The organism is Rhizomicrobium sp., from assembly GCA_037200045.1.
Taxonomy (GTDB): Bacteria; Pseudomonadota; Alphaproteobacteria; order Micropepsales; family Micropepsaceae; genus Rhizomicrobium.
This window is the reverse complement of sequence record JBBCHM010000002.1, coordinates 1,433,841-1,453,602: the sequence shown is the minus strand read 5'-3', so window position 1 is coordinate 1,453,602 and position 19,762 is coordinate 1,433,841. Positions and strand designations below refer to the sequence as shown.

At 64.1% G+C, this 19,762-nt stretch carries 17 protein-coding genes; 4 read left to right on the top strand and 13 right to left on the bottom strand.

Features of this window, described 5'->3' with window-relative positions; all coding sequences use genetic code 11:
* Positions 1-86: 86 nt before the first annotated feature.
* The 10 genes from WDM86_22290 to WDM86_22245 form a co-directional block, all read right to left on the bottom strand.
* A complete protein-coding gene (locus WDM86_22290) occupies positions 87-434 on the bottom strand; it encodes a hypothetical protein (protein ID MEI9992751.1) in 348 nt (115 codons plus the stop codon).
* Complete coding sequence (locus WDM86_22285) at positions 431-3,184, bottom strand: hypothetical protein (protein ID MEI9992750.1); 2,754 nt, start codon at positions 3,182-3,184, stop codon at positions 431-433. The genes WDM86_22290 and WDM86_22285 overlap by 4 nt, the downstream gene beginning before the upstream one ends.
* A gap of 74 nt (positions 3,185-3,258) precedes the next feature.
* On the bottom strand, positions 3,259-4,449 hold the full coding sequence (locus WDM86_22280) for a phage major capsid protein (protein ID MEI9992749.1): 1,191 nt from the start codon (positions 4,447-4,449) through the stop codon (positions 3,259-3,261).
* Positions 4,446-5,192 carry an HK97 family phage prohead protease gene (locus WDM86_22275; GenBank protein MEI9992748.1) on the bottom strand — a complete coding sequence of 249 codons (747 nt, stop codon included), beginning with the start codon at positions 5,190-5,192 and terminating at the stop codon, positions 4,446-4,448. Before WDM86_22275 ends, WDM86_22280 begins: the two co-directional genes overlap by 4 nt.
* 135 nt (positions 5,193-5,327) lie before the next feature.
* On the bottom strand, positions 5,328-5,549 hold the full coding sequence (locus WDM86_22270) for a hypothetical protein (GenBank protein ID MEI9992747.1): 222 nt from the start codon (positions 5,547-5,549) through the stop codon (positions 5,328-5,330).
* Positions 5,546-6,058: a hypothetical protein gene (locus WDM86_22265; GenBank protein ID MEI9992746.1), complete on the bottom strand. Its 513-nt coding sequence runs from the start codon at positions 6,056-6,058 to the stop codon at positions 5,546-5,548. Before WDM86_22265 ends, WDM86_22270 begins: the two co-directional genes overlap by 4 nt.
* Before the next feature lie 422 nt (positions 6,059-6,480).
* Positions 6,481-6,963 carry a hypothetical protein gene (locus WDM86_22260; protein MEI9992745.1) on the bottom strand — a complete coding sequence of 161 codons (483 nt, stop codon included), beginning with the start codon at positions 6,961-6,963 and terminating at the stop codon, positions 6,481-6,483.
* Between the two features lie 154 nt (positions 6,964-7,117).
* The gene (locus WDM86_22255) at positions 7,118-7,447 is read right to left on the bottom strand and encodes a helix-turn-helix domain-containing protein (protein ID MEI9992744.1); all 330 of its coding nucleotides are present in this window, start codon (positions 7,445-7,447) and stop codon (positions 7,118-7,120) included.
* Positions 7,428-7,691: a BrnT family toxin gene (locus WDM86_22250; GenBank protein MEI9992743.1), complete on the bottom strand. Its 264-nt coding sequence runs from the start codon at positions 7,689-7,691 to the stop codon at positions 7,428-7,430. The genes WDM86_22255 and WDM86_22250 overlap by 20 nt, the downstream gene beginning before the upstream one ends.
* A gap of 293 nt (positions 7,692-7,984) precedes the next feature.
* Positions 7,985-8,623 carry a TetR/AcrR family transcriptional regulator gene (locus WDM86_22245; protein ID MEI9992742.1) on the bottom strand — a complete coding sequence of 213 codons (639 nt, stop codon included), beginning with the start codon at positions 8,621-8,623 and terminating at the stop codon, positions 7,985-7,987.
* A 107-nt stretch (positions 8,624-8,730) separates the two neighbouring features.
* Here WDM86_22245 and WDM86_22240 point away from each other — a divergent pair, with 107 nt between their 5' ends.
* The 3 genes from WDM86_22240 to WDM86_22230 all read left to right on the top strand — a co-directional run bounded on the left by WDM86_22240 (position 8,731) and on the right by WDM86_22230 (position 14,839).
* Positions 8,731-9,939, top strand: coding sequence for an efflux RND transporter periplasmic adaptor subunit (locus tag WDM86_22240; GenBank protein ID MEI9992741.1), 1,209 nt, complete (start codon positions 8,731-8,733; stop codon positions 9,937-9,939).
* A 54-nt stretch (positions 9,940-9,993) separates the two neighbouring features.
* Entirely contained in the window at positions 9,994-13,155 is a 3,162-nt protein-coding gene (locus WDM86_22235) for a multidrug efflux RND transporter permease subunit (protein MEI9992740.1), read from the top strand.
* A 94-nt stretch (positions 13,156-13,249) separates the two neighbouring features.
* Positions 13,250-14,839: an arylsulfatase gene (locus WDM86_22230; protein MEI9992739.1), complete on the top strand. Its 1,590-nt coding sequence runs from the start codon at positions 13,250-13,252 to the stop codon at positions 14,837-14,839.
* Between the two features lie 45 nt (positions 14,840-14,884).
* Here WDM86_22230 and WDM86_22225 read toward each other — a convergent pair whose 3' ends face one another.
* Together WDM86_22225 and WDM86_22220 are read right to left on the bottom strand one after the other, a co-directional pair.
* The gene (locus WDM86_22225; GenBank protein MEI9992738.1) at positions 14,885-15,175 is read right to left on the bottom strand and encodes a hypothetical protein; all 291 of its coding nucleotides are present in this window, start codon (positions 15,173-15,175) and stop codon (positions 14,885-14,887) included.
* A gap of 159 nt (positions 15,176-15,334) precedes the next feature.
* Positions 15,335-17,143 carry an ATP-binding cassette domain-containing protein gene (locus WDM86_22220; protein MEI9992737.1) on the bottom strand — a complete coding sequence of 603 codons (1,809 nt, stop codon included), beginning with the start codon at positions 17,141-17,143 and terminating at the stop codon, positions 15,335-15,337.
* A 117-nt stretch (positions 17,144-17,260) separates the two neighbouring features.
* Here WDM86_22220 and WDM86_22215 point away from each other — a divergent pair, with 117 nt between their 5' ends.
* Positions 17,261-17,650 (top strand): DUF6481 family protein, encoded by a 390-nt coding sequence (locus tag WDM86_22215; protein MEI9992736.1) that lies wholly within the window; start codon positions 17,261-17,263, stop codon positions 17,648-17,650.
* 153 nt (positions 17,651-17,803) lie between these two features.
* Here the strand turns inward: WDM86_22215 and WDM86_22210 are convergent, their stop codons facing one another.
* Positions 17,804-19,705 carry a hypothetical protein gene (locus WDM86_22210; GenBank protein ID MEI9992735.1) on the bottom strand — a complete coding sequence of 634 codons (1,902 nt, stop codon included), beginning with the start codon at positions 19,703-19,705 and terminating at the stop codon, positions 17,804-17,806.
* Positions 19,706-19,762: the final 57 nt, after the last annotated feature.

Sequence of the window (19,762 nt, the reverse complement as noted above, 5' to 3'; positions counted from 1 at the left end):
TTCACGTGAAACAGTTGAAAATTCGTCTTTTCCCGCAATGTGTTTCACGGGAAACGCGATTTGCTACGTGAAACAACTGGGCCCCGTCAGGCGCTGCCATCATGCGCGGCTAGCGCGCGGACCGTCACCTGGCGCATCATCTCGCGGCCAGCAGCGACAATCACCTCCGGTGTGACGTGCTTGCGCAACTCCTTAGTCATTTCGAAGTCGTTGTCAGCTGCAAAAATCAAATGCTGAAGGATCCTGGTCGGATCGTCATCGCCCGGCTCGAGAGGAGCGCCGCTCGCGTGAGCTACAAGGCGGTTGCCCCACGCTGTGATGTCGGCCAACGCGCCAGGCGAGAGATCGCCAAGCGCAAAAACCTTGTCTCCGATGACGACGCTTCGCAGCGGCGGCTCTTTCGAAAGCGCGAACAGTTCTTCGATCGTCGTCATTTTGCGCCCGGATGGAGAGATGGATTGTCGCGCCAAACTTCCTTCAGCATTGCCGCCATGTCACGCTTCACCGACGTGATGTTGTCCATGAAGGACCGAAGGTCGGTCGGATGGAAGTGCAGGTGGACTTGCGGGCTACCCGATTGGCTGGCGCCGGCCGGCGCGGACGCCGTGGCGCCGGATTGCGACGCCTTGCCGAAGTCGAACCCGCTCGCGATCAGCGAACGCAGGCCCGTCATCTCCGGGCCCGGGATTACGCCTTCGCGCGCATGCAGTGCGTAGAGTGCGCCATCGCTTTTGACCTGCCACTCGCCCTTCTCCGCACTGGTCAGCACGTCAAAAGCAGCGACGGCACCGAAGGCTGTCATCGCCGCCGACGGTGCCAGCACGGGTCCGACGAGCGGAATGCCTGCCAGCGCGGCATAGGCACCGGATGCGGCCCGATAGGCGTTGTTCAGGATCTCGGCGCTGCCGGCCGCCACACTGGCCGCCATACCTTCGGCGTGTCCGGCATTTTCCGCTGCCACGCGTGCACCGACGCCATTGATGGTCGCGCCGGTCTTTTGGCCTTCCGTCAGCAGATGCACCAGAAGGCCGCCCTGCTCACGCATCGCCGCCGCCGACCCTACTTCAGCCTCCAAGAGCTCACGCTCGGTTGCATACTTTAGATCGTTGGTAATTTCTTCCTCGAGCATTCGAGCGCCGATAGACAATATCTCCTGACCAAGATTGGCGCGACCCGAGAGGACGTCTCGAACGAGCGTGCCCTCGCCGTCGAGAATTGCACGATTTGCGGTTTCCCAGCCTTTCGCGATATCGCCCGATGTCTTGCTGCCATCGAGCGCGATTTGCTTGTCGATGGCAGCCAGGTCGAGGCCCATCCGGGCGTAGACCTTACGGATCTCGTCGGTGAGCCGATTGTATTCCTCGATATTGTCGCCAACGAGTTTCCGCTGATCTTCGAGGCGCTGAATGTCGAGCATTTCGATCTGCTCGGTAAGCTGGCGCTCCATCTGCAGCTTTGTCGCGTTCGACATGCTCCCAGCTGCGACCTCGCCATCGAGCGCGTCCCGCTTCGCCTCAAGCTGCATCTTCGCAATGTCTAGATCGGTGTTAAGATCATCACGTTGCATCGCTTTGATCTGCGTCTGCGCGGCGCGCAGGTCTTCGACTTCCTGATGCGCGGTCCTCCGGCCGGCATCCGCCTCCTGCGTATGCAGTTCGGACAACTTCGAGTTCAGGTCCCGCTCTATGGAGAGTTTCTCGTCGGCCGTGATGCGAGCGTCGGCGAGAAGACTTCGATCAGCGGCAATTTCGGCTTGGATTCTTCGAATGCCGGTTAAGCCTCCTGCATCCGCCTCCGCGCGTGCGGTTGAGACTATGTCAGCGCTCGTCGCTCGCGCAATCTCACTACGCTTTGCGCCGAGCATCCGGTCTATCTCGACGCGTTGCGTCGCTGTAATACCTTCCGCCTGCTCGGTTTGTTTCAGGTAGTCGATCTGTTTTTGGAGGACCTGTGCATGTGTCAGGTTCACGTCCTGCTCGTATTGCGAGAGCTGGTTTTGGACCGCACTCATGTCGAGTGGAAGCAACCCGCTTCCGCCCCCAAGAGTCGCTTCGTGCTGCAATTCCTTCAAATGGGTAGTCAGGTTGATGATCTTTTGATCGAGGTCCGCGGCAGTCATGGCGAAGGAAGCCGCCTGCAAGTCGTTGCTCGCTGTCGTCGTACGAAGCCCAACCAGCTCGAGCTGCATATGCGCGATGTCGGCCTTGGTGCGATCGATCTGTTCCCCTAAGGTCGACAGATGCTCCTTTCCCGCCATCGCGAGATCGGACAGGATGCGCTGCCAGGCTTCGGTGCGCTGGCCCGCCTCGATCATCTTCTCGATGATCGCAGCTTCGGTAGGCGGCAGATTGAGCTGGGTCCGGTTCAACTCCTCAAATTTCGCAAGCGCTTGCGGAATCGATCCATTCGCAACTTGGGACAAGCCTTCCTTCAGCTTGTTGAGCGCCTCGGGGGCCTTGTCACCGAATGCAGTGATGAAAACCGGCAGAAGTTGGTTCGCCGTCGTAGTCAACCTTTGATCGAGATCGGCATGCGAGGCGTCGAAATCGACGAGAGCCTCTGCAGCATCTTTGGAAGCGCCTGGCAAACGGGCAAGTTCTTCGATCTCGCCCGCGACCGCGTCCTTCGTGTCGTAGGCCCCTCGCCCGGTCAGCGCAAATCTTGCGCCGAGCTCGCCCATCTGCTTGTCGCTCTCATAGGCCTCATGGGCGAGGTATCCGATGGCGCCGCTTAACGCCGCAACGCCGCCGATCGCGCCCAGTGCCGCGCCGGAGAGGTCAAGTACGCGAGTTGCGATGATGGCGAGCGTGCCAGGTGTCATGCGCGTGCGTCCGCTCGACAACTCGTCAAACAGGGCGCGGAATTCTCGCGTGGCCGTCGCGATCGAACCGTGGCTGAGCGTTTCGCTGAACGCGCCCAATTCCTTACGAAGGGCGCCCGTCTTTAGCTGGGCCTCGAGTGCGCTTTCGGCGACCTGGTTCAGATTACTCTTTGCGACGGCGCCCCAATCGCCCTCTCCGAGAAACGGGATTGTCGCGCGGCCGACGTTTTGGGCTTCCTGGCTGGTGCGCGCCAGCTTGTTCAGGTCTGCCGTGAGCGCGTTCGATTCCGCCCGCGCAACGGCGAACTTCGCCTGCAAGTCGACGACGTCGGCCGTGATCTTGACAGCGACATTGCTGGTCATGGAGCCTCATCTCCGGTTAGATTGAGGCGCGGGAGCCCATGACCCCCGCGCCTCCACGCTGGCGTCGTGCGGGACTACGACGTTGCGATCTTCATCACCTTGATCGCTTCGCTATTTGCCACCATGCCGCCTTGGCGCTTGTAGCCGTACAGCACGATGTTCGGCTTCGCGGTGTAAGGATCGCGGAGATAACGCGTGACGCTCTTTTTGACGGCAAGATAGCCGAGCTTCCAGTTGCCGAACGCGATCGGCAACGCATTGCCCGCGACCGCGGGCATGTTCTCATCGAAGTGAACCGGGAAGCCGAGCAGCATGGGCGGTGCACCGGCCGTCATTTGGTCGCGCCAGATGTAGTCGCCTTGGCCGTTTTTGAGCTTGTCGACCGCATTTGCCGTGTTCGACGACATCACGAAGCTCGCATTTGTTCGGTATGGCGCACGCAGGCCCCAAAGCAGGTTCTTGACGCCATCGGCGGTCACGTTCGCCGCATCGCCACCGGGAACATATTGGATCGAGCCCCAATTTCTGGTCGCGTCGTCCGTTGCCACGATCGGCACGTTCAGGAAGCCCCAGGCCTGATTTCCGGTGCCTGTTCCGCTGATGACCTCGCCATCGAGCTGGCGATCAAAGGCCGCGTCCATATCAGTGAAAGCCATCGACGCCAGATCGCGGCTCGAATCGTCGATCAATTTTTGCGAAAACTGAATCAGAGCTTCGGACTCGCCGGCGCCCACCGTCAACAGCCCCACGGGATTGCTTGCACTCGTGTCTTGCGCCGCCTGGGTCTCGCTGCTGCGGCGCCGGGCGCTCAGAAGCGCGCGCTTCAGCGGCTCCATCCATTCCGAGCCGGGACCGTCCCATTGTTCGGTTCGAACCAGCGAGAGCATCGTCGGAGTGTCATAGAGTTTTTCCGTCATCGTCGGGCGCAGAATGTCGGGCACGAAGTAGCCCGCCTGCGGATCGACATCGACGGTCATGATCTTGAACTCGCCGCGGATGAACGCGTTGAGGTTCTTGCGCTCGGCCTCGATTTTCTCCGGGTCGCCGATGTCCAGGTCGCCGGCGCCGGGGCCGCCGCCTCGCGGGCGGTTTGCCTTCTTGAAGAACTTGTCGAGCTCGGCCTCCCAGGTCTTCATCCGATCGTCCATGCTCTTCACGGCGTCGCCCGTTGTCTTGGTCAGCGCAGCCAGCGCGTCCTTGATTTCGTCGTCTTCGCCGTCGCCGGCGGCTTTCCGCTCGAAAGCGGCTTTGGTCTCCAACTTCATTGCTTCACCTTTCGTGTGAGTTTGTCGATTTCGATGGTTTGGGCCTTGATAAACTCCGCCAGGCTGCCGCGGCGGTCATGTTCGAGCTGAGCGGCCGCGGTTTTGAAGCCCGCGGCGGTCACTGCCTTCGCGAACGCCCGTGAGAACCCTGCTTCGCGAAGGAAGTTCTCGAACGCGCGAGGATCCGTGATCTCGTCGGCGCCGAGGCCTGACTTCACGGCCGTAATCCGCGCGCGTGAGTTGGCGGGCATCGCGACCGCAGAGGTTTCGAAGAGGTTCACATTCTTGAGCATGCGCCGGCCAGCATCGCCATCGAGCTTCGACGCATCGCGCGTTCGGAATCCGATCGACAGGCCCAGGGCGCCATCCTTCATCAGCGCTCGCGCTTCACGTGCGCGTTCAACGCCGAGCGTGAGGCGCCCGACTGCTTTGAGCCCGACACCGTCCTCCGACATATCGAGCCACTTGCCGATCGGCTGATTCTGATCGTGCGCCCAAAGCATCGCCGGCATTGTGCCCGCCCCGCGATGCTCACTCAGGGTCTGCTTGAACGCGCCAGGCGCAACGACGTCGCCGAACGTGTCGGGGGGACCGCCGAATGTGCTGGCGTAACCCTCGAACAGGCCGGAATCATCGACTGGCGCGAATTTGCATGCCAGCGGCAGTCCGAAACGATTTTCGAGATCACGGCTCACTGCCGAGGCCTCCCATGGTGCTGCGGTGCGCCCGATGGCGCGGATCACGTTGCCTTTGTGACCATTCCGCCCGGCGTCGCGCCGGCACTTCCTGGGGGCCTCTCGCCATCACGGCGACGAAGCAACGATGGTCTATCTGATTTTGGGAATCGCGGTCAACTGCCATGGGCATCTGCGCGCCGGTCAATTCGTTGCTCGATCTGACGTGAGGAATTTGGCCAACGGCGACAGCGGATTGTTCAGCATCAGGCAGATGATCGCAGCTTGCGCGTTGCCGGCGGCGGCGCGGCGGTACAGCTGCACATGGGCATTTGCCACTCCGTCTGTCTGCTGTTCGCCCTGAAATTTTGCGTACTCCGCCCAGATGGCATCGCGCTCATCGTCGTCGAAATCATCGATGGTCAATTGGGCGCTCCATCTTTTGCGTCACCCGAGAGTTCCTCCCATGATGTGCCGACCGCGGCATCTGCAGCGCGGTGATTCGCCCACTCTTTTTTTCCAACGCCCGCAGGCGGCCGCGGCGGCGCGAATATTCCGCCGCGCGCGACGGCATCGCGCGCGCCGGCAGCGGCTGCTGCCTTTTTGCCCATTGTTGGAGCCGCTCCACCAAGGCCCGACCGCATCGCTGCGGTCAGTTCTTCGAGCTTTTTGTCGGCGTTGACCTTGCCGGCGTCGCCGGCGGCGAGGAACCGTGCGACCAGTTCGGCGCGCGCGATGGCATAGCCATGCTCGAGCTCGCGAGCGAAGACGGCCTTGAGCTTGTCGCACGTCAGTCCCATCGCGGCCGCGATCTCGTCCCCTGACATTCCGGTCGCGACCATCCAGGCAACGTGCCGCCGCATCGCGGCCATCTTGGATTTTGGCGAGTGAGGTGCGGCCGCCAGCAGCTCGCCGTCCTGGGCGACCAATTGCAACTTAGGCTTGTTCGGAACGCCGGATTTTCTTCCGGCCCCCTCTCGCCTACCGCCCCTCACGATGTCCTCCGTTCTTTGAAAAAGTTCGATTGATCGGAATATTCCCCGTGAAAAAAAATCTCTCCGTGATCCCCAATGCGGTTACTCGGGGCAGGCGTGGCGGAAACCGCCCCCCCACCGGGGTAGCGATCATCGGTCGCTCTCCAACCACCACGGCGTCTCGCTCGTTGCCTTCTTCTTCGGTGCCGGTCGCAGGCGACGGCGTTGGGCAAGTCGCTCAAGGGCTGACCGCAAGCTTTCATCCACAGCCCGTGGTCTCACGGTACCGGTTTGGGTCTCAGTCCCAGTCTGGTTTCGGTATGGTTTCGGTCTCGGTGTATGGAGACCGTCTGCATAGGGTATAGGTACTGTATCGATGGTGCTCATTTGACGTTCCGTAGCAGGACGCTGCTCATCGAGCGTTGCGACGATGACGGCGCGGCTTGGAGCGCCCTGGCGGCTCGGCCCGCTTCGCATTCAGCCCAAGCCCGGGCTGCGTCCGCCTCCGCAATGTCCCGCAAGCGTGCAGACAGTAGCTGTGCGATGCGGCGCTTCACGCCCTCGTAGTGCTTTGCGTTCTGTGGCTTGCATAGATCAAACCAACCGACGATCAGCACCTCGCTGGTCGCTGGGTCGAATTCGATCAAGCCCGCCTGATTGAGCTCGCCTAGCGCTGCCGTGACGGCCACTGGCGTGCTTCGAAGATCGGCAGCGGCGTAGCCCACCGGCAAATGGTAGGCGCCTGCGCCGTTCTGGTGCTGCCCGGTCAGCACATAGAGGTAGACGAAGCGTTCCTCGTTTGAGGGCAACGCCCAAAATTTCGGCGACATCCAGATGCGCGGCGATACCATCGTGAAGTCACGCATGGCAGCCGCTCCCGCAGTTTGACGATGCAGGAAATTCTCTTTTGAGTTCAGTTGGTCCGGATAGGACCGGTTGACAGGCTAAGCCATTGAAGTAGACCGAACAGGTGACAACCACCCTGTCCGCCAAATTGCTATATCTGTTGCCGCCGCAGCCCTATGCGGTGGCGAGGGCTTTTCGCAAGCCTTCCGGGTCGGCCTTGATGGCACGCAACAAGGTTCGCGCAGGCCCACTCGGTTTTTTCGCGCCGCGCTCCCATTCCTGCACAGTGCGGATGCTGAATTCGTAAGCAGCGGCGAACTCTGCTTGCGTCATGCCGGCGGCGCGCCGGATCGCGCGCACATCGATCTCTGGAGCCATGTCAGGCGCCGCGTCGGGATTGGAAGCAATCTGCCGCGCGATGTCTTCGTCGGTCATGGCGTCGATCTTGGCCCATTTCGTTGCCGCCAGCGCATCGCGCGCCGCCTTACTCAAGGTCTTTGCCATAGCGCTTCACCTCTGATTTCGTCGCCTTGCGGAGCGAGATCACGCGCCGCTCCTGGCCACGGTCGGCATAAACACACGCGAAAAGGCGATCGTTGATGAGTCCGAAAGCGACTTCGCGAACCTCGCCATACTCAAACCGATCGTCCGCCATCGATATGTGCGGCCCTGCGAACAGAACCTCGGCCAAGACCAAGGAAATCCCATGCTTCGCCCGGTTGGTTTTGTCCTTCGCCGGATCGAACACATATTTCACGAGCCAAAATGTACGTCTCTGGCGTACATCCCGCAAGGGCATGACAGACGGTCAGAGGGCGATGGCGTAAACATAGTGCCCATCATCATCGGGCGCGGCCCGCCATAATTTCATCCAGAGCCGTTTCGATTTGACGTCACCCAAATAAAGGCGTCATTGCCCGGCTTGTCCGGGCAACCCATTTTTTCTTGCGGTTAAATTGGATCGCCCCGCATGAAGCGGGCGATGACGATTGGTTTTCAACGATCCAATCCAAACTAAAACGGCTCTATTCCGAAACGACTCTACGTCCCGGCGTCGGCCTTCTGCTTGGCCGTCTTGCCGCGCTTGGCGGGTTCGCCGGCGGGCCATGCCGCCAGGGCCAACTCCGCGACCATCAGCAAATCTTCCGCCTTCGCGCCGGCCGAGGCCTGGACGCACATGCCGTTCGCCACGGTCACGAGATAGCGCGCCAGGGCGGCGGGGTCGGCGCCGGCCGGCAGGTCACCCAGCCGTTGCGCGCAGGCGAAGCGCTCGCGCAGCGCCAATTCCTTCTCGGCGCGGTACCGCGCCAATTCGTTCGGGATGCGCTGGTCCTCGCCCGCCAGCCCGCTCTGCAACAGAAGGCAGCCCGGCGGATGGTTGTCGGGATCGGTCGCGCGGGCGGCAACGCCCTTGAGGAAAAGTTCCGCCGAGGCGCGCGAGGTCGGCGCGTCCATCACCTCCTGCAGGAAACCCTTGCCGGCGTCCTCGTAGCGATCCAGCACGGCGCGGAACAGGCCTTCCTTGTTGTCGAAACAGGCGTAGAGACTGGGCGCGTTGATACCCATCGCCTCGGTCAGATCGCTGAGCGACGCGGCCTGGTAGCCTTTGCGCCAGAACACATCCATCGCGCGGTCCAGCGCATCCTCCACGCAAAAGCTGCGCGGGCGGCCGATCTTCATTTTTTTGCCTCCCATGAGCATTTTTTTGTACCGCTTGCTACATAAGTACCTTGAACGGCGACTTCCAGTCTATATCTGTATCGGGCGCTACAGAATTGGAGGGACCCATGTCTCATATTGCCGATCTCGTCCGAACCGACAAGTTCGTCGGAACGCCCCTCGTGTCCAAGCCCTTGTCTTTCCTGAGGAAACGCCCGGTTCTCGCGGGTCTGGCGGTGGCCCTTCTGCTGGGTGCCGCGGCCATGGCGAGCGAAGGCGGCTCGGCGCCGGCCGCCGCGCCGCCCCCGGCCGTCGTGACGGTTGCGTCGGTCCAGCCGCAGAGCGTGCGGGTGTGGTCCGACTTTTCCGGCCGCCTGGCGGCGGTCAATTCCGCCGATATCCGCCCGGAGGTCAGCGGCCGCATCACCGAAATCCGCTTCAAGGACGGCCAGGTGGTCCACAAGGGCGATATCCTTCTGGTCATCGATCCGCGTCCCTATGAAGCGGCGGTGGCGAAGGCCGAGGCCGATCTCGCCAGCGCCAACAGCAACGACCATCTGGCCAAGGTCCAGCTCGAGCGCGCCCAGCGCCTGATGGCCGCGAACGCGGTGGCGCGCGACCTTTACGATCAGCGCGACAACGCCGCCGGCGTCGGCGCCGCGAATATCAAGTCGGCGCAGGCGGCCCTGGCGCAGGCCCGGCTCGATGTCGAGCATGCTTATGTCAAGGCGCCGATCGACGGCCGGGTCAGCCGCGCCGAGATCACCGTCGGCAATCTGGTGCAGGCGGGCGCGAACGCCCCGCTCTTGACCAGCATCGTCGCCAGCGACAGCATCTATGCCGACTTCGAGGTCGACGAGCAGACCTATCTGCGCTCGATCCACCAGAATGCCTCGACGGCGGGGCAGGAGCAGCGCCTTCCGGTCCAGCTCACCATCCAGGGCGACGACCGCGTCTATAGCGGCAATATCGAAAGCTTCGACAACAAGATCGACGTTTCCAGCGGCACGATCCGCGCTCGCGCCCGCTTCGCCAACACCGACGGCGCGCTGGTTCCGGGCATGTTCGTCACCGTCCGGCTGGGCGATGCGACCAACCGCAAGGTCCTGCTGGTGCCGGAAGACGCCGTCCAGAACGACCAGTCCAAGCGCTATGTCTATGTCGTCGGCACCGACCACAAGGCGGATTTCCGCGAGATCGAACTGGGACGGACGGTGGGCGGCCGCCGCATCGTGACCGCCGGATTGCACGCCGGCGACCGCATCATCGTCGACGGGCTGCAGCGCGTGCTGCCGGGCGCCGTGGTCGATCCCCGTCAGCAGGTGGCGGCGCGCTGAGCGCCCCACCGCTGTCCGGGCTATAAGCAATAATAAGAACAGGGGGAAACGCCCGTGAACTTGTCCAAATTCTTCATCGACCGGCCGATCTTCGCCGGCGTGATCTCGGTCGTCATCTTCCTGGCGGGCCTGATCGCGCTGACGCAATTGCCGATCTCGGAATATCCCGAGGTCGTGCCGCCTTCGGTGGTGGTGAAGGCGATGTTCCCCGGCGCCAATCCCAACACCATCGCCGACACGGTGGCGACTCCGCTGGAGGAGCAGATCAACGGCGTCGAAGGCATGCTCTATATGTCGTCGCAAGCGGCGTCGGATGGCACGCTGACGCTCACCGTCACCTTCAAGCTGGGCACCGATCCGAACCTGGCGCAGCAGATGGTGCAGAACCGCGTCAACCAGGCGCTGCCGCGCCTGCCCGACGTGACGCGCAATCTCGGCGTCACCACGACCAAGTCGTCGCCCGACCTCACAATGCTGGTGCATCTGATATCGCCGGACGGCCGCTACGACATGCTCTATCTGCACAATTACGCGGTGCTGAACGTCGTCGACCGGCTGGCGAAGATCGAGGGCGTCGGCGCCGTGCAGCTTTTCGGCTCGGGCGATTACGCCATGCGGGTGTGGCTCAATCCCGAAAAGATCGCCGAGCGCAACCTGACCGCCGATGATGTCGTCAATGCCATCCGCCAGCAGAACGTCCAGGTCTCCGCCGGCGTGATCAACGGGCCGCCCTATGGCTCGGGGGGCCTGCTGCAGCTTCCGATCAACGTGCAGGGCCGCCTGTCCGACCCCGAAGAGTTCAAGGCCATCGTCATCAAGCGCGATGCCGCCGGCACGATCACGCGGCTGGGCGACGTGGCGCGGGTCGAGATCGACGCCTCGCAATACGGCCTGCGCTCGCTGCTCGACAACAAGCAGGCGGTGGCGGTGCCGATCTTCCAGGCGCCGGGCTCCAACGCCATCGCGATCTCCACCCAGGTCCGCGCCACGATGGAGGAGCTCAAGAAGAGTTTCCCGCAAGGGCTCGACTACGCGATCGTCTACGACCCGACCGTGTTCGTGCGCGATTCCATCACGGCGGTGATCCACACCCTGCTCGAGGCGGTGGCGCTGGTCGTGCTGGTGGTGATCCTGTTCCTGCAGACCTGGCGCGCCTCCATCATCCCGCTGCTCGCCGTGCCGATCTCCATCATCGGCACCTTCGCCTTCCTGTTCGCCTTCGGCTTTTCCATCAACGCGCTGTCGCTGTTTGGCCTTGTGCTCGCCATCGGCATCGTGGTCGACGACGCCATCGTCGTGGTCGAGAACGTCGAGCGCAACATCGAGGCCGGCCTGTCGCCGCGCGACGCCACGCTGAAGGCGATGTCGGAGGTCACCGGCCCGATCGTCGCCATCGCGCTGGTGCTGTGCGCGGTGTTCGTGCCCATCGCCTTCATCAGCGGATTGACCGGCGAGTTCTATCGCCAGTTCGCCCTCACCATCGCGTTCTCGACCGTGATCTCCGCGTTCAACTCGCTCACCCTGTCGCCGGCGCTGGCCGCGACGCTGCTGAAAGCACACGATGCGCCAAAGGACGGCCTGTCGCGCGGCATGGACCGCGTGTTCGGCGGCTTCTTCCGCCGCTTTAATGGGTTGTTCCGCTCGGGCTCGGAGCGCTACGGCGCGGGCGTCACCGGCCTGCTCGGCCGCAAGGCGGCCGCTCTTATAGTGTATGCCGTGCTGATCGGCCTGACCTATGTCGGCTTCCAGATCGTGCCGCCGGGCTTCGTGCCGGTGCAGGACAAGCAATATCTCGTCGGCTTCGCGCAATTGCCGGAAGGCGCCACGCTCGACCGCACCGAGGCGGTGATCCGCAAGATGTCGGCCATCGCGCTGGCCGAGCCCGGCGTCGCCAACGCGGTGTCTTTTCCCGGCCTGTCGATCAACGGCTTCATCAACAGCCCATCCTCCGGCATCGTGTTCGTGACGCTGAAGTCGTTCGGCGAACGCACGTCGTCGGACCTCTCCGGCATGGCGATCGCGCAGAAGCTGCAGCAGAAATATGCCGGCCTCCAGAACGCCATGACCGCGATCTTCCCGCCGCCGCCGGTCCAGGGCCTCGGCTCGATCGGCGGTTTCAAGCTGCAGGTCGAGGACCGCACCGACCGCGGCGACGCGGTGCTGTCCAAGGTGATGCAGGACGTGCAGACCAAGGCGCGCACCGATCCGGCGCTGGTTGGGGTGTTCTCCAACTTCAACATCGGCGTGCCGCAGCTTTACGCCGATCTCGACCGCACCAAGGCGCAGCAGCTCGGCGTCAACGTGCAGGACGTGTTCGACGCGATGCAGACCTATCTGGGCTCGATCTATGTCGACGACTTCAATCGCTTCGGCCGCACCTATCAGGTGATCGCCCAGGCCGACGCGCCGTTCCGCTCGCAGAAGGAGGACATCCTGCGCCTGAAGGTGCGCAACACCGACGGCCAGATGGTGCCGCTCGGCGCCATGATCAATATCAGCGAGACCACCGGCCCCGACAGCGCGCTCAAATACAACGGCTTCCGCTCCGCCGATCTCAACGGCGGCGCGGCGCCCGGCTTTTCCTCCGGCCAGGCGCAGGCCGCGATCACCAAGATCCTGAACCAGACCCTGCCCAACGGCATGACGTTCGAATGGACCGACCTGACCTATCAGCAGATCCTTTCGGGAAACACGGCGCTGCTGGTCTTCCCGCTCTGCGTGCTGCTCGTGTTCCTGGTGCTGTCGGCGCAGTATGAGAGCCTGTTCCTGCCGCTCGCCATCATCCTGATCGTGCCGCTCTGCCTGTTCTCGGCCATCGCGGGGGTGTGGATCACCGGCGGCGACAACAACATCTTTACCCAGATCGGATTGTTCGTCCTGATCGGGCTCGCCTGCAAGAACGCCATCCTGATCGTGGAGTTCGCGCGCGACCTGGAGATCCGCGGCCAGTCGACCGTCGCCGCCGCCATCGAGGCGGCCCGCCTCAGGCTGCGCCCGATCCTGATGACGAGCTTCGCCTTCATCATGGGCGTGGTGCCGCTGGTGCTGTCGTCCGGCGCCGGCGCCGAGATGCGCCACGCCATGGGCGTCGCGGTGTTCTTCGGCATGCTGGGCGTGACCTTCTTCGGCCTGTTCCTGACGCCGGTGTTCTACGTCCTGCTGCGGACGATGGAGAAACGCGTCACCGGCACCGAGGCGGTGCACCACCACATCTGATCGCGGGAGAACGCGCGGAGGGGTGTTGCTTTCCGGGAGCGATGACGCACAATTCCCCGACACCTTGTGCGTCCATTCCTGAAAGGTTGCGTCCATGCCGCGGCGGCCGAATTTTCTCGTGATCGTCGCGGACGATCTTGGGTTTTCCGATCTGGGCGCGTTCGGCGGCGAGATCGCGACGCCGCATCTCGACGCGCTGGCGCTGGCCGGGCTGCGCTTCACCGATTTCCACACCGCGCCGGCCTGCTCGCCGACCCGCGCCATGCTGCTGACCGGCACCGATCATCACATCGCGGGCCTGGGCACGCTGGACGAGGTCGCCAGCCGCACGCAGCGCGGCAAGCCGGGCTATGAGGGCTATCTCAACGACCGCGTGGTGACGGTGACGGAGCTGCTGCGCGACAGCGGCTATCGCACCTTCATGTCGGGCAAATGGCATCTGGGCATGACGCTGGAAACCTCGCCGCATGCGCGCGGCTTCGAGCGCTCCTTCGCGCTGCTGCCCGGCGCGGCCAATCACTATGCGTCGTCGCCGAAGGCCGGCACGGGTTTCCCGCGCCAGGACACGATCTACACCGAGGACGACAAATTCGTCGGCCTGCCCGAGGATTTCTACACATCGGACGGTTTCACCGACAAGCTGATCTCCTATCTCGATGAGCGGCCGAAGGACGGCGCGCCGTTCTTCGCCTATCTCGCCTTCTCCGCGCCGCACTGGCCGCTGCAGGCGCCGGACGAGCTGATCGCCAAATATCGCGGCCGCTACGATGCCGGGCCGGACGCGCTGCGCGCCGCGCGGCTGAAGCGGCTGATCGAGCTCGGCCTGTGCGCGCCGGATATCGTGCCGCATCCGGTCGTCGCCCGCTCCAAGCCGTGGGACGAGATGAACACCGAAGAGCGCGCGGTCTCCGCCCGCACGATGGAAGTCTATGCCGCGATGGTGGAGCGCATCGACTGGAATGTCGGGCGCCTCATCGAACATCTGAAGGCGCGCGGCGATTTCGACGACACGGTGATCCTGTTCCTGTCGGACAACGGCGCCGAGGGCGCGCTGATCGAGGCGGTGCCGGTGTTCGGGCCCTATCTCATGGAATTCATCGCCCAGCATTACGACAACCGGCTGGAGAATATCGGCCGGCCGAACTCCTATGTCTGGTACGGCCCGCGCTGGGCGCAGGCGGCGACGGCGCCGTCGCGGCTCTACAAGACGCATACTTCCGAAGGCGGCATCCGCGTCGTGGCCTTCCTGACGGGAGCGCCCTTCACGCGGCAGGCGGCGATCAGCGAGACCTTCGCCACCGCGATGGACGTCGCGCCGACCCTGCTGGAACTGGCGGGCGTCGAGCATCCCGGCACGCACTGGCAGGGGCGCGATGTGGTGGAGATGCGCGGGCGCTCGCTGGCGCCTTACCTGCGCGGCGAGGCGGACATCGTGCACACCGACGCGGTGGCGACGGGATGGGAGCTGTTCGGGCGCTGCGCGATCCGCCGCGGCGACTGGAAGGCGCTGCTGTTGCCGCCGCCGGACGGGCCCGGACATTGGCAGCTCTACAATCTGGCGCACGATCCCGGCGAGACCGCCGATTTGGCCGAGGCCGAGCCGGAGCGGCTGGCGGGACTGGTCGCCGACTGGGATCGCTATGTGGCGGAAACCGGCGTCTTGATCGTCAACGTCGCGACCTGATCTGCGTCAGCACCCGCCTCGGGAGACTCGCCGAGGCGGGCGCCTTCAAGGCGCTCCGTTGCGGGAGAGCGCCCCGATCTGTGTTCCGTTGGCGCGAAGATCGCTGCGCACGCGCGCGATGTTCGCGAACAGCGCGTCGCGCGAATTCTCGATGCTGGCGGCGGCGCCGATCACCGCGCCGAGCGCGCCGCAATTCGTGGCGCAGGCTTTCGCGGACGTATCGGAGAACGACGTCTCGATCGCCGCGGGACGGCCGAGGCCGAGATCGGGCTGGTGCGGCATCATCAGCCACACGAAACCGAAAGTGATCAGGGCACGCGAGATGATCGAGAACATGACGGGGTCCAAGAGGAACGATGCAGGCGGATTTTGCGTGCAACGCCCGGAACGCGCCATTCGTTGCGAATGCGTACGGGTCTCTGCGTAGGATTTCCTAACGAGGTCTTACCGCGTCGCGCCGCGTTTACGCTTCGGAAAGTTTTGATCCGCGCAAACTCAGCCGCGTTCGATTTCCTCGCGCAGCATCTCCAGTTCGAGCCAGCGCTCCTCGCCGGCGGCGAGATCGTGCTGGGCCTGCGCGAGTTCGGCGGAGAGCGTGGCGAACGCCTTGGGATCGCGCGCGTAGAAATCGGGCGTGGCGAGTTTCGCCTGCACTTCGCCGATGCGCTTTTCCAGCGCGGAGAGGCGGCCCGGCAGTTTTTCGAGATCGTGCTTGTCGGTGAAATTCATCTTGCGCTTGGCCGGCGCCGCCACGCGCGGCCGGTCCTTCGCCTCGGCGGCTTTCGCCGATTTGGCCTCCGCCTTCGCTTCGACGCCGCGGCCGCGCTGGGCGAGCATGTCGCTGTAGCCGCCGGCATATTGGATGAAACGCCCGTCGCCCTCCGCCATCAGGATCGAGGTCGCGACGCGGTCGAGGAAGTCGCGGTCGTGGCTGACCAGGATCGCGGTGCCGGGATATTCGTCGATCATCTCCTCCAGAAGATCGAGCGTCTCCAGATCGAGGTCGTTGGTCGGTTCGTCCAGCACCAGCAGGTTCGAGGGCTGCGCCAGCACCTTGGCGAGCAGCAGGCGCGCGCGTTCGCCGCCCGACAGCACCTTGACCGGCGAGCGGGCCTGCGAGGCGGAGAACAGGAAGTCCTTCATGTAGGCGGTGACGTGGCGCATCTGGCCGGCGACCTCGATGTGATCGCCGCGTCCGCCGGTCAGCACGTTCGCCAGCGTGTCGTTGGGCGCGAGCACGGTGCGGGTCTGGTCGAGGCGGGCCATCTTCACCGCGATGCCGATCTTGACGTTGCCGCTGTCGGGTTCGAGCCTGCCGGTCAGCAGGTTGACCAGCGTCGTCTTGCCGGCGCCGTTGGGTCCGACGATGCCGACGCGCTCGCCGCGATGAATGCGCACCGACACGTCGCGCACCACGGTCTTGTCGCCGAAGCTCTTGGAGATGCGCTTGGCGTCGATGACGCGCGTGCCGCCTTCCTCGCCCTCCGCCACCGTCATCTTGACGCTGCCGGTGACCTGGACCTGCTCGCGCCGTCCGGTGCGCAGGGCGCGCAGCTTGCCGAGCCGGCCCTGGTTGCGCTTGCGCCTTGCGGTGACGCCATAGCGCATCCAGTCTTCTTCCATGGCGATCTTGCGGTCGAGCTTGTGGCGCTCGATCTCTTCCTGCGCCAGGACCTCGTCGCGCCAGGGCTCGAAGAAGGCGAAGCTCTTCTCCAGCCGGCGCGTCACGCCGCGGTCGAGCCAGACGGTGGCGCGCGACAAATTCTCCAGAAAGCGCCGATCGTGGCTGATGAGCACCAGGGCGGATTTGAGCGCCGTCAGCTCGCCCTCCAGCCATTCGATCGCCGGCAGATCGAGATGGTTGGTCGGCTCGTCGAGCAGAAGGATGTCCGGTTTTGGGGCAAGGGTACGGGCCAGCGCGGCGCGGCGGGCCTCGCCGCCCGAAAGTTCCTCCGGCTTCTCAGCGCCGGAAAGACCCAGCCTGCCGAGGAGGTAATAGGCGCGGGCCGGGTCGTCGCCGGGCATAAGTCCGGCCTCGACATAGGCGTGGGTGTCGGAAAAGCCAGCCAGGCTCGGCTCTTGGGGCAGATAGCGGACGGTCGATCCGGGCTGCACAAAACGCGTGCCGTCATCGGCCTCCATCAGCCCGGCGGCGATCTTGAGCAGCGTCGACTTGCCCGAGCCGTTGCGGCCTACCAGGCAGAGTCGCTCGCCGGGAGACACCGAAAGCTCGGCCCCGTCCAGGATGGCGGAGTTGCCGAATGTCACGTGAATGTCTTGCAGGGTGAGAATGGGCGCGGCCATCGGCGCCTTATGTCAACATTTTAGCGGTTCTGCACGGCATTTCAGGGCTTGAAAAACGCCGTCATTGCGATCAGTTTCCCGACCCTCCCCATTGAAAGGATCATAAGGTTGAGCGGCATGCGTGGTTTCAAGGAAAAGAGCTTCAACGACCGGCTTCAGGAACAGGCGAAGGCGAGGGCGGCTCTCTTGGAACGGGCGCGCGCCAAGGCGCCGCAGAACGATCCGGAGTTCGAGAAGCGTCAGGCCGAGCGCCTGCGCATCGCCCAGGAGCGCGAGGCGCGCATCGCCGCCCGCGCCGCCGAGAAGGCCGAGGAGCTGCGCCGCGAGGCCGAGCGCAAGGCGGCCGAGGAAGCGGCCAAGCTCGAAGCGGTGCGGCTGGAAGCCGAGGCGCGCGAGCGCGCCAAGCGCGAGGAAGCCGACAAGCTGGTGCGCCTGCTCGAGGAGCAGAAGGCGGCGCGCGACGCGCGCTACGCCGCGCGCAAGACGCGGCAAAAGGGCAAGCGCTGAACGCGCGGTTCGTTTGGAATAATTCGCCCAAAATCCGTCATTGCCCGGCTTGTCCGGGCAATCCATTTGGCCGCGCGAAGGAAAAGAAAATTAGATCGCCCGCATGAAGCGGGCGATGACGATATTTTCCGTTCAATCCAACTCGCTCAAGCCTCAATCCTCCGCCAGCACGATGATCCGGTCCGCCGCCTCGTAACGGAGCGCCTCCGACCGCACGGGGTTCACCACCACGCCGCCCATGTTGCGGCCGTCGTCGCTCGCGCCATTGCGGCGGCGATAGCCGATGGCGACCTCGCCGCGCCGGCGCGCCGCCTCGGCGATGGTGTGGAAGTTCACCGGCTCGCCGAGCGCCACATAGTCGGCGGCGGCGCGCATGTAGATCTCCGAGCCTTCCTCGTCCAGCAGGTCGTCGAAGATCGCGGCCAGGTATTCGTTCTCCGAGGCCTGCGCCAGCATCAGGCTGACCAGCTTGTTGCTGACCACGAAATCGTCGGCGCGGGTGACTTCCGCGAGCTCGCGGTTGCGCACATCGGCCATTTCGCTGACCACGGTGGAGTGCTTGTTGGCCTTCTCCGCGATCTTGCGCAGATGCAGCAGCGTGACCAGCGTGCGCGTGTCGGCGGATTGCGACGGCATGTCGTCGGTATAGCCCAGCACCATCACATGGTCGTAGGCCGGGATGTCGAGGGCATCGAGCACGGCGCGGTTGTCGGTGTCGGCGACGCGGTGCTCGACCGTCAGGTTCGCGCCGGAAAGCTTCAGCGCCGCCATCTCGTGTTCGAAATCCGGCGTGTCGGCGACCACGGTCAGCACCGAGCCCGGCGCGACATAGCGCGACAGTTCGAACGCGATGGCCGGCCCGCGCCGGTTCCAGCCCAGGATCAGCGAGCGTTCCGCCGTCTTCCGCGCCGGCGCGTATATCGCGAACGCCGCTTCGTCGATCGCGGGCGGCGCCGTGGCGAGCGCGATCGCCGAATCATCCTCCGCGATGATGATCGCGCGCATGCCGGCTTCGAATTGCGTGTCCATCGGCGGATTGAGCCGGACCTCGCCATCAACGCGGCAGATGCCGATCAGCGTGCAGGCGTCATAGGCCATCACGGCCTCGCCGAAGGTCCTGCCGGTCAGGGCAGGCTGTTCGGCGGTGTAGATCTCGCAGCCGTCGAAATCGAGCAGCTCGGAATAGACCGCCGACAGGCCGGACTGGCGGCTGGAATGCACCACGATCTTGGAGATCAGATCGTCGGCCAGCACGAGCTGCACCTCGTCGCCGCCGACCACGCGGGCCAGCTCGATGGTCTTCTCGTCGCGCACTTCGGCGGCGATGCGGTAGCGCTCGTCGCGCCGGCGCGGATCGTTGACCAGCGCCAGCACGGTCTTGACCACCTGGCTGTCGGCGTCCTCGCCCTCGGGCGACAGCACGATGATCGAGCGCGAGCCTTCCGGGCTGACGATGCTGAGGTCATAAAGATCGGTCGGATCGCCGCTGCGGCAGATCACGCGGGTGTTCTTGAGGTTCGGCACCTTGTCGGCGATGGCGTCCTCCATCTCGACCTTGTCCTTGTCGGCCATGATGACGATGCGGCCGCGCCGCCGGCTCTGGTTGGCGACCACCAGCTCGGAGACGATGTCGAAGATCGACGGCGACCAGTTGAGGATGACGGTGTGGTCGTCCTCCAGGACCTTGGAGCGGCCCTTGCGCAGCTCGTCGAGCTTGCCGTCGACGCCCGAACTGATCACGCCGATCAGGGTCGAGACCACGAAGATGCCGGTCAGGGTGACGAACAGCATGACGATGCGGAAGCCCCAGCCCGTATCGCCGCCCATCGTGCCGGAATCGAGCGTGCGCATCAGCGATTCCCAGAACGCCTCGATGAAATCGAGCGGCTGACCGCCCTCCTGGGCGAAGCGGGAGATCGTGAGCACCAGGCCCGCGAAGGCGATCATCACGAAGGACACGACCGCCAGCCAGCCGATCACCGCGATCGGTCCGGCGGCCATCGACTTATCGAACTCGTAGCGCAGCCTTTCGGCCACCGTCGCGCGTATGCTCATATGTTCCCCAGGCCCGGGCTTTGTTGTTAACAGATTGTTGCGGGCTGATTGCAGCGT

Coding starts and splice junctions, on each gene's coding strand:
- WDM86_22215 (MEI9992736.1), top strand. CDS start 17,261: ATGCGTGGTTTCAAGGAAAAGAGCTTCAACGACCGGCTTCAGGAACAG.
- WDM86_22280 (MEI9992749.1), bottom strand. CDS start 4,449: ATGAAGTTGGAGACCAAAGCCGCTTTCGAGCGGAAAGCCGCCGGCGAC.
- WDM86_22230 (MEI9992739.1), top strand. CDS start 13,250: ATGCCGCGGCGGCCGAATTTTCTCGTGATCGTCGCGGACGATCTTGGG.
- WDM86_22255 (MEI9992744.1), bottom strand. CDS start 7,447: ATGGCAAAGACCTTGAGTAAGGCGGCGCGCGATGCGCTGGCGGCAACG.
- WDM86_22290 (MEI9992751.1), bottom strand. CDS start 434: ATGACGACGATCGAAGAACTGTTCGCGCTTTCGAAAGAGCCGCCGCTG.
- WDM86_22225 (MEI9992738.1), bottom strand. CDS start 15,175: ATGTTCTCGATCATCTCGCGTGCCCTGATCACTTTCGGTTTCGTGTGG.
- WDM86_22220 (MEI9992737.1), bottom strand. CDS start 17,143: ATGGCCGCGCCCATTCTCACCCTGCAAGACATTCACGTGACATTCGGC.
- WDM86_22245 (MEI9992742.1), bottom strand. CDS start 8,623: ATGAAGATCGGCCGCCCGCGCAGCTTTTGCGTGGAGGATGCGCTGGAC.
- WDM86_22240 (MEI9992741.1), top strand. CDS start 8,731: ATGTCTCATATTGCCGATCTCGTCCGAACCGACAAGTTCGTCGGAACG.
- WDM86_22260 (MEI9992745.1), bottom strand. CDS start 6,963: ATGCGTGACTTCACGATGGTATCGCCGCGCATCTGGATGTCGCCGAAA.
- WDM86_22210 (MEI9992735.1), bottom strand. CDS start 19,705: ATGAGCATACGCGCGACGGTGGCCGAAAGGCTGCGCTACGAGTTCGAT.
- WDM86_22285 (MEI9992750.1), bottom strand. CDS start 3,184: ATGACCAGCAATGTCGCTGTCAAGATCACGGCCGACGTCGTCGACTTG.